The following is a 13,817-nucleotide window of genomic DNA, read 5'->3' as shown; positions in this document are numbered from 1 at the left end:
GCGTGAACGACGAACGGCGGCCCGATCCCGACGCCCTGCTGGCGGGCATCGCCCGGGCGGAAAGCACGCGCGGACGGCTCAAGGTCTTCCTCGGCATGTGCCCTGGCGTGGGCAAGACCTACGCCATGCTGCTGGCCGTCCAGCAGCGGCAGGAGGAGGGCGTGCGGGTGATGATCGGCTATGTGGAAACCCATGGCCGCATCGAGACGATCGCACTGACCACCGGGCTTCCGCATATCCCGCGCCGGACGATCGCGCATCGCGGCGTGCAAATCGAGGAGTTCGACCTCGACGCCCTGCTTGCCGCGCGCCCGCAGCTCGCCGTCATCGACGAACTCGCCCACACCAACGCCCCCGGTTCCCGCCACCCGAAGCGCTGGCAGGATGTGGAGGAAATCCTCGCCGCCGGGATCGACGTCTACACCACGCTCAACGTCCAGCATGTCGAGAGCTACCGCGATGTGGTGGCGCAGATCACTGGCGCGCCCGCGCGGGAGGCCGTGCCGGATTCTCTCCTCGACCAGGCGACGGAGCTCGAGCTGATCGACATCTCGCCCGCCGAACTGCGCAAACGGCTCAACGAAGGAAAAGTCTATCTCGGCGAACGCGCCATCACCGCCTCCGACAATTTTTTCCGCGAGGGAAACCTGAAGGCTCTGCGCGAAATCGCCCTGCGCATTTCCGCCGAACGGGCGGATCGCGACGTGCGCGATTACCTGCGGACGCAAAGCATCAGCGGGCCATGGAAATCCCACGAGCGCTATCTCGTCGCCGTGGGGCCAAGCCCGTTCTCCGGTCACCTCATCCGGTGGACACGGCGGATTTGCAGCCTCACGCATGGGACCTGGATGGCGGCCTTCATCGACAGCGGTCGCACGCTCTCCGATGAGGAACGCACGCGCCTGGAGCGCAATCTCGCGCTGGCACGTTCGCTCGGCGCGGAGGTCGTCACCTATGGCGGCGAGGACGTCACCGAGACTCTTCTGCGCGTCGCCCGCGAGCACAATGTCACCCAGATCGTCGTGGGCAAACCGCTCAATCATCCGCTCCTCGATCTCCTGCACGGCGGTTCGCTCGTGGATAAGCTCATACGCCGCAGCGGAGACATCGACATCTATGTCGTTCGTGCGGAGAAAAGCGCGGGCGGCTGGCGGTTTGATCTTTCCGATTTCCGGCGTCCGAAATTTGCCCGGGAGCTTGGCATCGGCGCACTGATCGTTCTGGCCACGACCGTGCTCGGGCTGATCATCCGGGATTCCGTCGGCTACATCACGGTCGGTCTCATTTATCTGCTTTCTGTCATCATCGGGTCGACCGTGCTCTCGCGCGTTCCGACCATCGCGATGGCAGCACTCACGGCGCTGGCATGGAATTACCTCTTCATCAAGCCGTACTACACCTTCTACATCCGTGCTCCGCACGACGTGATCCTCTTTGCGACGTATTTCATCGTCGCGCTGGTCATGGGGCACCTGAATGCCCGCCTGCGCCAACGGGAGAATGCCGAGCGCCGACGCGAACAGCAGGCCGTCGCGCTGTATGAATTCAGCCGCGACATCGCAGCGGCGGAAAGCTCCATCGCCGCAGCCCAGCACCTCGCCGCGCATTGCTCCAGCCTCCTCAACACCTCCGCCACCGTAACGCTTGAAAACGATGGCACGCTCGCGGAGGCCGCCGGGCCGAAACTGGAAGCCAACGAAGTCGCCGTGTCCGATTGGTGTCTCCGCCATGGCGAAGCCGCGGGCAAATTCACCAACACCCTGCCGCAGGCCACACATTTCCATCTCCCGCTGAAGAACGGCGACCGCGTCTCCGGCGTGCTTTCGCTGCCGCTGACTCGTCCGCTCACCCTGGCCGAGCGCCAGCTGGTTGAGACCTTCTCCACCCAGTTCGCCTTGGTATGCGAACGGGACCAGCTCTTGCGCCAGGCGCAGTCCGCCGCAGTGGAGGCGCGGTCACGGGAATTGCAAAAGACACTCCTCGACAGCGTGTCGCACGAGTTTCGCACTCCCCTCGCCGCCATCTCGACGGCGGCGGATGGGCTTTCGAACGACATCGGCGACCGCCATGCGCTGGTGGGAGAGATTCAGATCGCATCCAACCGACTCAACCGCATCGTAAGCAATCTCCTCGACATCACCCGCATCGAGACCGGCGGAGTGCAACCCCGGCTGGAATGGTGCGACCTTTCCGAGATCGTGGACGAGTCGATACTACGCGGCAGCGACGATGTGCGCGGTTGCGAGATCACGGTCGGCATCGCGCCCGGGGCAGCCCTCGCGCGCGTCGACGCTGCACTGATGGAGGAGATCTTGACCAATCTCATTCGCAACGCCGCGCAGCACGGCAACGGCGCACCCATCACGCTCACCGCGGACCGGGAAGGCGATGGTTTGCGGCTGACGGTGAGCGATTCCGGCCCGGGACTCGGCGACAACCCGGAAGCGGTGTTTGAGAAATTCCGACGCGGCTCCTCGACCGCCTCCAAAGGGTTGGGGCTTGGCCTGTCGATCGTGCGCGGATTTGCCGCCGCGCTGGGAGGAACGGTGACGGCGGAAAATCGCGCGGAGGGCGGAGCGCGCTTCATCCTGCGCTTGCCCGTCGAGACGCGATCTGCGGAGAATCTCATCACGCCATGAGCAACATCCTCGTCATCGACGACGAACCGCAGATCCGGCGACTCGTTCGCCTCGTGCTGGAAGGCGTCGGCCACAAGGTCCGGGAAGCAACGACCGGGCAGGATGGTCTGGTGGAGGCTGCATCGCGGCAGCCCGATGCGATCATTCTCGATCTTGGCCTGCCCGACCTTGATGGCGTCACCGTGTTGCGCCGCCTGCGCGAGTGGACTCTGCTGCCCGTATTGATTCTCTCCGTGCGCGATGCGGAAGAGGACAAGGTGCAGGCGCTCGACGCCGGGGCGGATGATTATGTGACGAAGCCCTTCAGCAGTGCGGAACTGCTCGCCCGTCTGCGCGTGGTCTTGCGCCGAGCGACACCCGCCAATGATCCCGTGCTGGAATGCGGTCCGCTGCGCATCGACGCAGCCGCCCGCCTCGCGTGGGTGCATGGCGAGGAGCTTTCCCTCTCCGCCACGGAATACTCGCTGCTCCGCGAACTCGCGCGACACGCGGGAAAAATCGTCACGCATAAGCATCTGCTCGCCACGGTATGGGGACCCAACGCAACCTCGCAGAGCCAGTACCTGCGCGTCTACGTGAGCCACCTGCGCAAGAAGCTCACGGAGCGCGGCTTCCCGGCGGAAGGTTTGCGCACGGAAACCGGCATCGGATATCGCCTGCAAGTGCCGATGGAAGAAGGTCGCTGAAAATTTGTTCCACACGTTTCTCCATCGTGGAACTTTTTTGCGCCGATGAGGGGTTCGGAAGGGTAGTCTGCGATTGACATCCCTAGATGTTGTGGTGAATTCAGATTTAATTCTCCACGGACCACAATGCGTTGTCCCAAATGCGGCTCACTCGAAGATAAAGTGATCGATTCCCGGCTGTCGAAAGACGGTGCGAGCATTCGACGCCGTCGCGAGTGCCTTGATTGCGAGACACGCTACACGACGTACGAGGAAATCGAGCGCATTGAATTGCGCGCCATCAAGCGCGATGGCCGCCACGAGCCTTTCGACCGTCACAAGCTGAAAACCAGCTTGGTCAAAGCGTGCGAAAAGCGGCCCATCGGACTCGATCTCATCGAAAAGGCCGTGGAGGACATCATGCAGGAGCTGGAGGCCGAGCAGAAACGAGAAATCCCCACTCGCGAGATTGGCGCGAAGGTGATGGAGCGTCTGCACCTCCTCGATCCCATCGCCTATGTGCGATACGCATCCGTTTACCGGCAGTTTCAGGAGATCGGGGATTTCATCGAGGAAATCCAGAGCTTCGAAAAACGCGCCGTTCGCACCCAGGCACAGCCCGAACTTTTCAAGGCATGATCGCACTTCGCAACAACCTCCCGCTCGTTTGCTTCCCTGATGGCCGCATCATGAATTTCGAACGCACCTGGCTCGCCACCTCGCTGGCCAAGGCGGCCGAGCGGGCCGGGTACAAGAAGTGGTGGCTCGCCTCGCATGTGACGGAGAGCGTCACCAGCTACTTCGAGCAGGATTTCGGCGAAAATACCGTGACGATCACCGGCCTGGAAAAGGCGGTGCAGTCCGTGCTCCAGGTCATCGGCTACAGCGATGTGGCCGGGGAATTCGCCGCCAGCCCGCCACCTGCGCGCATTTCGCTCGAGGAACTCGCCCGCAATGCCGGCCACGGGTATGAACTCGCCTTCTTTGACCTGCTCCGCGTCCGCGTCCGCGAGGCGCTCGACGCCAAGGCCCAGCGTCTGGAGATCTGCGACGCCCACAGCGGCGTGAAGCTGCTCCGCTCGGCCAAGGTGTGGCGACGCGACTGCTCGGGACTGCTCGAGGAGATCGTAAATTTCGTCCGCGAGGAAGTCGTCTCCGCCCGTAAGGAGGAGATGGAGTTGCAGCTGTCATGACGCTCTTCGAAAAGATCATCGCCCGGGAGATTCCCGCGCAGATCGTTTACGAGGACGACCTGAGCATCGCGATTCGCGACATCAATCCGCAGGCGCCTGTCCACGTGCTGGTCATTCCCAAGAAGCCCATTGCACGCGTGGGTGAGGCCCAGCCGGAAGATCAGGCTCTCCTTGGTCATTTGCTGCTCACCGCCGCCAAGGTGGCAAAGCAGGAAGGGCTGGAAAATGGTTTCCGCATCACGATTAACCAGGGTGTGGATGGCGGCGAGACCGTGCCGCACATGCACGTGCATGTGCTCGGCGGTCATTCGCTCAGCTGGCCTCCAGGCTAGGCGAAATCCTCTTGCCTGTTCCTCCCGGCGCGTCTCTCTTTCCTTATGCCGCCGATTGTTACGACCACCCTGCTGCTGATTCTGTCGAATCTCTTCATGACCTTCGCGTGGTACGGCCACCTGAAGACGATGAAGACGCAGCCGCTCATCTACGCCATCCTGGTGAGTTGGGGCATCGCGTTCTTTGAGTACATGCTCCAGGTCCCGGCCAATCGCATCGGGTCCAGCATGCTCACCCTGCCGCAGTTGAAGATCATGCAGGAGGTGATCACGCTTTCGGTCTTTGTGCCATTTGCGGTCTTCTACATGGGCCAGCCGATCAAGCTCGACTATCTCTGGGCGGGCCTCTGCATGGTCGGAGCGGTGTTTTTCATCTTCCGCTCCGCCTAGGCGAAAAGCGGACTTTCCGCCCTGCTCGTTAAAAAGAGCAGGGGCGGTGAACTCGTCGTCCACCGCCCCTCACACACCAATGTTGTAACAGGTGTCGCGCGCCGCTAGCGGTCGCACTCGCCCATCACAAAGTCAAACGATCCCAGAATGGTCACGACGTCGCTGACGAGGTGGCCGGGCAGGATCTTGGGAAGGATGCTGAGATTCACGAAGCTTGGGCTGCGAATCTTGAGGCGGTACGGAACGCCGCCGCCCTTGGAGTGAATAAAGAAGCCGAGCTCGCCCTTCGGGTTTTCCGCGCCGAAGTACACCTCGCCCGCCGGGGCATCGACGCCCTCGGTGACGCGGATGAAGTGGTGGATGAGCTCTTCCATCTTCGTCAGCACGTCCGTCTTGACCGGGAGCATCTGCTTCGGGTCGATGACGTTGATCGGGCCGGTCGGGAGCTTGTCGATGACCTGCTCGAGGATGCGAATGCTCTGGCGCATCTCCTCCATGCGGACGAGATAGCGGTCGTAGCTGTCGCCCACGGTTCCCACGGGAACTTCAAAGTCGTATTTCTCGTAGTCGAGGTAGGGATTCTTGCGGCGCAGGTCGTGATCGATGCCGGAACCACGAAGGTTCGGGCCGGAGAGCGCGTAGGCGATGGCGTCTTCCTTCGAGATCACACCGACGTCCTTGCATCGGTCGACGAAGATGCGGTTGCGGGTGAGCAGACCGTCGGTTTCCTCGAGGGCGGGTTTGAAGGTGCGGATGAACTCCTTGAGCTGCGGAAGGAAAGTCTCAGGCAGGTCGTGCGTCTGGCCGCCGACGCGGGTGTAGCTCGTGGTGAAGCGCGCGCCGCTGAGGAGCTCGACGAGGTTGTAGATCTTTTCGCGCTCGGTGAAGGTGTAGAGGAAGACGGTGATGGCGCCGATATCCATCGCCATGCAGCCCACGCCGAGAAGGTGGGAGGAAATGCGGGCCAGCTCGCAACAGATCACGCGGATGGCCTTGCCACGGGGCGGGAGTTCCCAGCCCATGAGTTTTTCCACCGCGAGCGCGTAGGCGACGTTGTTGGCGATGGGAGCGAGATAGTCCAGACGGTCCGTGTAGGGAACGAACTGGTTGTACTGCATGTTCTCGGCGATTTTTTCGTCGCCGCGATGCAGGTAACCGACGTCGGGCATGCCGCGGGTGATCACCTCGCCGTCGAGGTCGAGAACGATACGGAGCACGCCATGAGTCGAGGGGTGCGACGGCCCCATGTTCAGTGTCAGCGTCTCGCCGAGCAGTTCTCCGACTTCCTGTGCGTCACGCACACTCTGAAGGCCCCTGGAAAGAGCATCGGGATGTTCAATTGTCGTCGCCATTTTTTAAAAAGTCCTTATCCGTGTCGGAGTATCGTTTTGTGTGAGAGATTCAAAGAAACTCTTACCAGAGAAATACCGCAATAATGAATATCACTTCGACTGAAAAAGCATGCCCCCCCGTGCTCGTCGTCGTAGGAGGAGGTTTTGGGGGGCTGTCGGCCGTCAAGGAACTGGACGGCAAGCCGGTCAAAATCATCCTCATCGACCGGAGCAATCACCATCTCTTTCAACCCCTCCTCTACCAGGTGGCCACTGCCGGGCTGTCCCCGGCGGACATTGCCCAGCCGATCCGGGCCATCCTGCGGAATCAGGAGAATGTCACCGTCGTGCTCGACGAAGTGAAGGAAATCCACCCTGAGACCCGCGAGGTGGTCACAGGTGACCTGACTTTTCACTACGATTATCTCATCGTCGCCGCCGGAGCACGGCATCACTATTTTGGCAACAATGACTGGGAACCCCTGGCCCCGGGCTTGAAGAGCCTTGAGGACGCGGTGGAACTCCGCCGGCGCGTGCTCCTCGCCTTTGAGGTGGCGGAGAAGGCACCGACCCCCGCGCTGCGCGAAGCCGCCATGACCTTCGTCGTGGTGGGAGCAGGACCTACTGGCGTGGAAATGGCCGGGGCGATCTCCGAACTTGCGCGATTCACTCTTCGCAAGGACTTTCGCCGCATCAACCCGGCGGAGGCCAAGGTGATTCTCATCGAAGCCGGGCCGCGCGTGCTCCCGACCTTTGATCCGACCCTCTCCGAGAGCGCCATGAACCAGCTGAAAAACCTGCACGTCGACGTGCGTGTGAACAGCGCGGTGAAGCGCATCTCAGAGGGCGAGGTGCAGGTGAACGAGACCGTGATCCCGACGCGCACCGTCATCTGGGCGGCGGGCAACAAGGCATCGCCGCTGGCCGCCATGCTGGGTACCGAAGTCGACCGCCAGGGGCGCGTGAAGGTCAATGCCGACCTGAGCATTCCCGGCCATCCGCACGTCTTTGCCATCGGGGACATGATCACCGCGACGTACGACGGCGGCAAGCCGGTCCCGGGAGTCAGCCCGGCCGCGATGCAGGCCGGACGACACGCGGCAAAGAACATCCTGCACCTCATCCAGCGGGAGCCGACGGAACCTTGGAACTACTTTGACAAGGGCAGCATGGCGACCATCGGACGCAACGCGGCCGTGGCGCAGATCGGATCATTCAAGTTCGGCGGCTTGCTGGCATGGGCGGCGTGGGTTTTCGTCCACCTGCTCTTTCTCATCGGCTTTCGCAACCGCTCGGCGGTCTTCCTCCAATGGATCTGGGCGTATTTCACCTACGGCAAGGGCGCTCGTCTCATCTCTGGTCCGACGGGACGCTGGGGTATCCTCACCCTCACGAAGCACGATTCATGATTCCCGGGCGTATCGGTATCGTCGGCTCGGGTTCCATCGGGCTGTATTACGGCGCAAAGCTGGCGGCGACAGGCCACGATGTCGCCTTTCTCATGCGGGGCGGACTCGAGGAGGCTCGCCGCGATGGAATCCGGGTATATTCAGAGACGACGGGGGACGTCCACCTCGCAGAACCCACCGTGTTCGCTTCGGCGGAGGAAATCGGCCCCTGCAGCCTTGTGATCAACTCGCTCAAGGCGACGTCCAATGATGTCCTCGCACACGCAATTCCGCCCCTGCTTGGCCCCGACACGGCGTTGCTGACGCTGCAAAACGGCCTGGGCGGCGATGAACTGCTTGCCAGCCAGTTTGGCGCGGAGCGCGTGCTCGGAGGACTGTGTTTCATCTGTCTCACCCGCAGGACCCCGGCGAGCGTCAATCATGTCGGCAAGGGGAAGCTCTCCATCGGGGAGTTTGGCCGCCCGGTATCCAGCCGCCTCCGTAAAATAGCCGAGGCCTTCAATACCGCCCGCGTTCACACCGACGTGGTGGAAAATCTCGCCGAGGAACGCTGGCGCAAGCTGGTCTGGAACATCCCGTTCAACGGCCTTTCCGTCGCCGCTGGCGGCGTCACGGTCGATACCATCCTGGCCGATCCGGTTCTGCACCAGCGTTGCCGCGGGTTGATGGAGGAGACCATCGCCACCGCCAATGCTCTCGGGTTTCCCATCGAGGAAAAATACGCCGACTTCCAGATCGATCGCACCTACCCGATGGGGCCATACGCGCCCTCGACACTCATCGATTGGCGGGCGGGGCAAAAGCTCGAGGTCGAGCCGATCTGGGGCGAGCCGCTCCGTCGGGCTCGTACCGCCGGGGTGACCACCCCGCTCCTCGAGGCGCTTTACGCCCAGTTGGTTGCCCTCAACGCTGCATTGCCGTAACAAATACCCGCGTTATTCCCTCGCGGAGTGCGATTTGTGAGGGGCAGACGCAATTTCCGGTGCGCTTCGCGAAAAAAATCTGTTAAGCGTGCGGGCTCGCTTCATGCCAGACGAACCCGAGATTCCTGATGAAGAGCTTGTCGCCCGCACGCGTGCGGGGGACCCCGACGCATTCTCGGATCTGGTCGTGCGCTACAGTCCGCGCCTTTACGGCCTCGTGTATAACATGACCTCCAATCACGAGGACACAAACGATCTGCTGCAGGAAATTTTCGCCAAAGCCTACCGTTCGATCACCGGATTCCGGGGAAATTCCTCCTTCTACACGTGGATGCATTCGATCGCCGTGAACATGACGATCAACTTCCTCAAGAAACGGGGCCGCCGCCAGGGAATGAGCCTCGATGACATTGACTCGAATATTCAGAATGACCGGGAATTCATCGAAGTCACCTCAGGGAACGACCCGCGCCACGAGGCAAACCTGAGCGAACTTCAACAAAGATTGAACGAGGCCATGCAGAAGCTGTCTCATGAACATAGAGCGGTCGTTACGATGTTCGATATTCAGGGGATGCCGCACGCGGAAATCGCCAAGGTGCTCGGGATATCGGAAGGGACCGTACGATCGCGGCTGTTTTACGCACACCGCCAGTTGCAAAATTACCTGGAAGAGTTTATCAAACGCTGACCACTGCCATGGGAGAGAATCCTGACATTTCGAAGTTACTGCGAATGAAGCGGTACGAGCAACCTCCTCCGGGATATTTCGAGGACTTTGTTCAGGAATTTCACCGCCGCCAGAGGGCGGAGCTTCTGCGTCGCCCGACGTGGAAAATCATCTGGGATCGGATCTCGGCCATCGCTCCGGGGTTCCACGTTCCGCAATACGCCTACGCGACGATTGCCGCGCTGGCTGTTTGCGCGTCCGTCGTCATCATGTCTCCCAGATCCGTCACGCCGGCCACCACGTTGGCCAAGGCGGAGTCGGGCGCTCCTGCGATTTCCCTCACCTCGCGGCCTGTAACCATCGGCGACACCCTACCGGTCTCGGCACGAGCTGATGGGTCGCTCCCTCCGCATTACGTGCTTCAGGCCCGCCCCGTGAGTAATGAGCAACCGCTCAGTTTCTAAACTCACGCTCCCCGGCACCCCGCTTTGGGCCGCTGCGGCAGTCGTCCTGCTGTCCAGCCTCGGCGCCTACTGTCAGGACGACCTCGGCAACAAGATCACCTGCGAGGTCAACCGTGTCTTTCAGGAGCGCCGCAATGCCGTCGTTCGCGTCGAGGCTCTCGATCATCATGGTCGCCTGACCGGTACCGGATTCTTCACCGACCCCTCGGGTACGATTTACACCCTTTCCTACATCGTGGCCAATGCCCAGGAGGTGACGGTCATGTATGGAGACGAAAAGATTCCCGCCAAGGTGCTGGTGGCTGATCCCCGCAGCGGCATCGCCCTGCTGAAAGCAGATATATCCTCGCCGTTCATCCCTCAGGGCAACTCGCACAAGCTCGCTCTGTCCACGCCGGTCCTCACAATCGGCTATACCCCTGGATTTTCCGATACCCCGAGCTTCGGCATCGTCGGCGGGTTTGATCGCAAATTTCTCGGGAAATATTTCACCACCACCCACATTCGCGCCAATCTGCCCGTTCAGGCAGGTTTTGGTGGCGCGCCTCTCTTGAATCTCAACGGCGAAGTGGTTGGGATCATCATTGCCGGAGTCGGCGGTGGAGCTTCCTGCTATGCGGTACCGATCGAAGCAGCGGAAAAGATCCGCATGGACTACGCCCGCTTTGGTGAGCCTCGCCATGGCTGGCTGGGCGTGAAGGCCGAGGAGCAGGATGAAAAAATCGACGGCTCCAATGTGCGCGTCTCCGAAGTGGGTTCCGATACTCCAGCCGCCCAGGCGGGATTGAAACCCGGCGACATTCTTCTTCAGATCGGTTCCGTAAAAATCACTGAGCCGGAAGACATCATCGACGCCAGCTACTTCCTCACCGCTGGAGACAAGGTCGCGGTGGAAATCGTTCGCGATGGACAAAAGAAGACCATCGAGGTCGAGTCCGCGCGCCACCCGGCCACCGGCGTTCCGTCGTCCCCGAATGAACTCGTCGGACAGGTGCCGATGTTTATCTTCCAGTAGGCCTTTCGAGAAAAGGCGGCGACGGCAGGAGGAACATTCCTCCAGCCGAGGCTAATGGGCGGCCCCCATATCGCATCATCGGGTATTCTCCACTCGCAAACCCATTATTGCGACTTCACGAAGATCATCTCGTCACGATGTAGCCCGGGCTGTTTCACAGATCCGGCGCCACAAATGCCTTTACCTGCTCAGGCCTCGATTTGCGCGATATGCAAGAGGTGGGTGGCAGCGATATCGTCCAATTGAGCAAGGCTCTCGACGTGGGAAAGGCGTTCGCGCAAGCGAGCACCCTCAGGTACTCCCTTGGTGTAGGCCATCAGCCGGGCGCGCATCGCTTTCATCGCGATCTTCTCGTCGCGACGCCAGACGATCTCGCCTGCGCAGTGCTCGCGAATCATCTTCCAGCGCTCCTCCATGGTCGGAGGCACGGGAGATTCCACGCTGGCAAGAGCAGCCCGGATTTCTTCAAATATCCACGGGGACGCCATGGCTGCCCGGCCGATCATCACCCCGGACACACCGGTTTCCCGTCTGCGGCGCAAAACATCCGCCGCGCAGGTGATATCCCCATTGCCGATCACCGGCACCTTCACGGCCGCCACCACCTCAGCGATGACATTCCAGTCAGCTTCACCGGAATATCCCTGTTCCTTGGTACGTCCATGCACCGCGATGCGCTGAATGCCGCACTGCTCAAGCACCGCAGCGGTCTGCGTCGCGTTGACGGAATTCCTATCCCACCCGATACGGATTTTCGCCGTCACAGGAACCGGAGCCGAGGCCTTCACCACCGCCTCGGCCACGCGAGAAAGAAGCGGACAGTCGCGCAAAAGAGCTGATCCACCATTTTTGCAAACAACCTTGTTCACCGGACACCCGAAATTCAGATCGAGAAAGTCCGGCTGCACCCAGTCGATGACGGCCCGCGCCGCCTCGGCGAGACGCTCGGGTTCCGCACCGAAGAGCTGGACGCCAAGCGGACGCTCCTCCTCGACGAACTCGAGATAATACTTCGTGCGATCATTGCGATGCAGGATGCCCTCGGCGGAGACGAACTCCGTCGTCAACACGTCGGCTCCCTTGGCCCGGCAGATGCGCCGGAACACGGTGTTGGTCACGCCCGCCATGGGCGCGAGGAAAATGGGAAAATCCGCCGACATGCGGCAGTTTAGCCCGCCATCAGCAACTCGCCAACCTCTTGCTGGATCGCGGGAATCTGCTCGATGGAAAGATGCGGATTGCGCAGGACGAAGGTTTCCCCTGTCCCCGCGCGCTCATAGACAAGCATATCCTCGTCGGACGACTCCACGGGACGCAGCACGCGCTTGCGCTCCAGCATGAGGGCGAGGATGTAGCAGACATTGGCCCGCTCGGGATTTTGCTCGGCCAGCATGCGTCGCAGCAAGCTCTCGGCATCGTCCTTGGGAATGGGCTCCGGCGGCGGCGGGGTGGGCGGCTCGTAGCGAGAACGCCAGAAGGAAAACGGCTGGATATTGTCGTTGCGTGACTGCCACGCTTCCTCCGAAAGGTCTTCTCGACGGAAGCCGTCACCATCGCGGTACAGCAGAGTATAGAAGAAATCACCTTCGGCAAATTCCTTGCCAGTCTGCGCGCACGTATGGGCGCGTGATTTGATATCCCAGTCAGCTTGCATTTACGACATCCAGGGCATTTTAAGCTTTGGCAGGTCACGGTTCGTCGACCGGAGCCAGAGCAGATAGAGACCGATCGCTCCGAAGATGGCAAGGGGTCCCCAGGTGGCAAAATACGGGTTCATGCGATCGCCCTTGCCGAGCGCCACAAAGAGGCTGCTGACGAAGACCAGACCGAAAAACAAGCCTATAGCCAGGGCTACTCCCCCGAGGATGCCTCGACGGGAATAAACAATGCCCATCGGCGCCGCAATCAGCACCACCACAAGACAGACCCACGGCAACGCCCAGCGATACTGCAGGTGTGTCGTAAATGGGGCGAGACGACGCTCGGGGAAGTCGCTGTTGAAAAAGAGATACTCTTTAAGCTCCGGAACGGACAGATACTCGGGCTTCATCACCGAACTGGCAATACGCGGGGGCGTTTCACTCCAGCCGGAGAGTATGATCTCGTCCTTGAACTCCGACTTGATGATATCACCTGAGGGCGTCATCTCGACGTGGCGGGCACGGTTGAGAATCCAGTTTTTCGTAATGGGATCGAATGTCCCCTTGTTCGCATACCAGACCTGAACGATCTTCCCGTCCGCGTTCTGCTGAACGATCTCGAGATCGTCGAGACGGTTGTCATTCACGTAAACGCGGCGGATGAACCATGTCCGGTTATCGTCGCGATTGCGGAACAGATGGGCATTGATGCCGCCGATGAGCTTCTTGCCTCGCTTGATCTCGCGCAGCATCTGCTTTTTGATCTGCTCGGCATGCGGCGCGGACTCGTAGTTGAAATAGGCGGTGATGGCAGTGAGCACGAGCCCCACGGCGAAAAGCGGAATCAGGATGCGCACCACACTCAAACCCGCTCCGAGCATCGAGATAATCTCATTCGTGCGGGACATCGAGGTGAGCGAATACAGAAGCGCAAGCAACAAACCGATCGGCAGACAGATCACGACGATCTGCGGGATCTGAGACATGTAGTAGGCCAGGAGGATGTCAAAGCCGGCCTTGCCCTGCATGAAATCCTGGAGATTGTCGCTGAGGTCAAAAATAAACCAGATGGCGATGAAGCCGAAAAAGCAGTAGATGAACGGCAGCAAAAATTTCTGCAGCACGTATCGGTCGAGTATTTTCATC

At 60.8% G+C, this 13,817-nt stretch carries 15 protein-coding genes; 11 read left to right on the top strand and 4 right to left on the bottom strand.

All coding sequences use genetic code 11. The features are described from left to right. Positions 1-2: 2 nt before the first annotated feature. From TSACC_RS18535 to TSACC_RS18510, 6 genes are all read left to right on the top strand, one after another. A complete protein-coding gene (locus TSACC_RS18535; protein ID WP_075080963.1) occupies positions 3-2,639 on the top strand; it encodes a DUF4118 domain-containing protein in 2,637 nt (878 codons plus the stop codon). Further along, the gene (locus TSACC_RS18530) at positions 2,636-3,325 is read left to right on the top strand and encodes a response regulator (protein ID WP_075080962.1); all 690 of its coding nucleotides are present in this window, start codon (positions 2,636-2,638) and stop codon (positions 3,323-3,325) included. The genes TSACC_RS18535 and TSACC_RS18530 overlap by 4 nt, the downstream gene beginning before the upstream one ends. 126 nt (positions 3,326-3,451) lie before the next feature. Then, positions 3,452-3,943: a transcriptional regulator NrdR gene (gene nrdR / locus TSACC_RS18525; RefSeq protein WP_075080961.1), complete on the top strand. Its 492-nt coding sequence runs from the start codon at positions 3,452-3,454 to the stop codon at positions 3,941-3,943. Next, entirely contained in the window at positions 3,940-4,497 is a 558-nt protein-coding gene (locus tag TSACC_RS18520; protein WP_075080960.1) for a hypothetical protein, read from the top strand. The genes nrdR and TSACC_RS18520 overlap by 4 nt, the downstream gene beginning before the upstream one ends. Further along, a complete protein-coding gene (locus TSACC_RS18515; protein ID WP_075080959.1) occupies positions 4,494-4,829 on the top strand; it encodes a histidine triad nucleotide-binding protein in 336 nt (111 codons plus the stop codon). Before TSACC_RS18520 ends, TSACC_RS18515 begins: the two co-directional genes overlap by 4 nt. 45 nt (positions 4,830-4,874) lie before the next feature. Next, complete coding sequence (locus TSACC_RS18510; RefSeq protein ID WP_075080958.1) at positions 4,875-5,219, top strand: DMT family protein; 345 nt, start codon at positions 4,875-4,877, stop codon at positions 5,217-5,219. A 104-nt stretch (positions 5,220-5,323) separates the two neighbouring features. Here the strand turns inward: TSACC_RS18510 and nuoD are convergent, their stop codons facing one another. Further along, the gene (gene nuoD, locus TSACC_RS18505; RefSeq protein WP_075080957.1) at positions 5,324-6,571 is read right to left on the bottom strand and encodes an NADH dehydrogenase (quinone) subunit D; all 1,248 of its coding nucleotides are present in this window, start codon (positions 6,569-6,571) and stop codon (positions 5,324-5,326) included. Positions 6,572-6,654: 83 nt separating this feature from the next. On the opposite strand from nuoD, the gene TSACC_RS18500 reads away from it, so the two are divergent. The 5 genes from TSACC_RS18500 to TSACC_RS18480 all read left to right on the top strand — a co-directional run bounded on the left by TSACC_RS18500 (position 6,655) and on the right by TSACC_RS18480 (position 11,031). Beyond that, a complete protein-coding gene (locus tag TSACC_RS18500; RefSeq protein WP_075080956.1) occupies positions 6,655-7,959 on the top strand; it encodes an NAD(P)/FAD-dependent oxidoreductase in 1,305 nt (434 codons plus the stop codon). Continuing rightward, complete coding sequence (locus TSACC_RS18495) at positions 7,956-8,882, top strand: 2-dehydropantoate 2-reductase (RefSeq protein WP_075080955.1); 927 nt, start codon at positions 7,956-7,958, stop codon at positions 8,880-8,882. Before TSACC_RS18500 ends, TSACC_RS18495 begins: the two co-directional genes overlap by 4 nt. A gap of 88 nt (positions 8,883-8,970) precedes the next feature. After that, on the top strand, positions 8,971-9,573 hold the full coding sequence (locus tag TSACC_RS18490) for an RNA polymerase sigma factor (protein WP_237764025.1): 603 nt from the start codon (positions 8,971-8,973) through the stop codon (positions 9,571-9,573). Positions 9,574-9,617: 44 nt separating this feature from the next. Beyond that, positions 9,618-10,016 (top strand): hypothetical protein, encoded by a 399-nt coding sequence (locus TSACC_RS18485; RefSeq protein ID WP_075080953.1) that lies wholly within the window; start codon positions 9,618-9,620, stop codon positions 10,014-10,016. Next, positions 9,994-11,031 carry a S1C family serine protease gene (locus TSACC_RS18480; RefSeq protein WP_075080952.1) on the top strand — a complete coding sequence of 346 codons (1,038 nt, stop codon included), beginning with the start codon at positions 9,994-9,996 and terminating at the stop codon, positions 11,029-11,031. The genes TSACC_RS18485 and TSACC_RS18480 overlap by 23 nt, the downstream gene beginning before the upstream one ends. 188 nt (positions 11,032-11,219) lie before the next feature. Here TSACC_RS18480 and dusB read toward each other — a convergent pair whose 3' ends face one another. The 3 genes from dusB to TSACC_RS18465 are packed head-to-tail and all read right to left on the bottom strand — an operon-like array spanning position 11,220 to position 13,816. Then, complete coding sequence (dusB, locus tag TSACC_RS18475) at positions 11,220-12,191, bottom strand: tRNA dihydrouridine synthase DusB (RefSeq protein ID WP_075080951.1); 972 nt, start codon at positions 12,189-12,191, stop codon at positions 11,220-11,222. An 8-nt stretch (positions 12,192-12,199) separates the two neighbouring features. Beyond that, entirely contained in the window at positions 12,200-12,685 is a 486-nt protein-coding gene (locus tag TSACC_RS18470) for a hypothetical protein (protein WP_075080950.1), read from the bottom strand. Then, positions 12,686-13,816, bottom strand: a complete 1,131-nt coding sequence (locus tag TSACC_RS18465; protein ID WP_075080949.1) for an LptF/LptG family permease — start codon at positions 13,814-13,816, stop codon at positions 12,686-12,688. It lies immediately after the preceding gene. Position 13,817 lies beyond the last annotated feature (1 nt).

It is taken from the genome of Terrimicrobium sacchariphilum (assembly GCF_001613545.1).
GTDB lineage: Bacteria > Verrucomicrobiota > Verrucomicrobiia > Chthoniobacterales > Terrimicrobiaceae > Terrimicrobium > Terrimicrobium sacchariphilum.
Note: the sequence above shows the minus strand (reverse complement) of the source record. Positions and strands in the feature narration are given on the sequence as shown.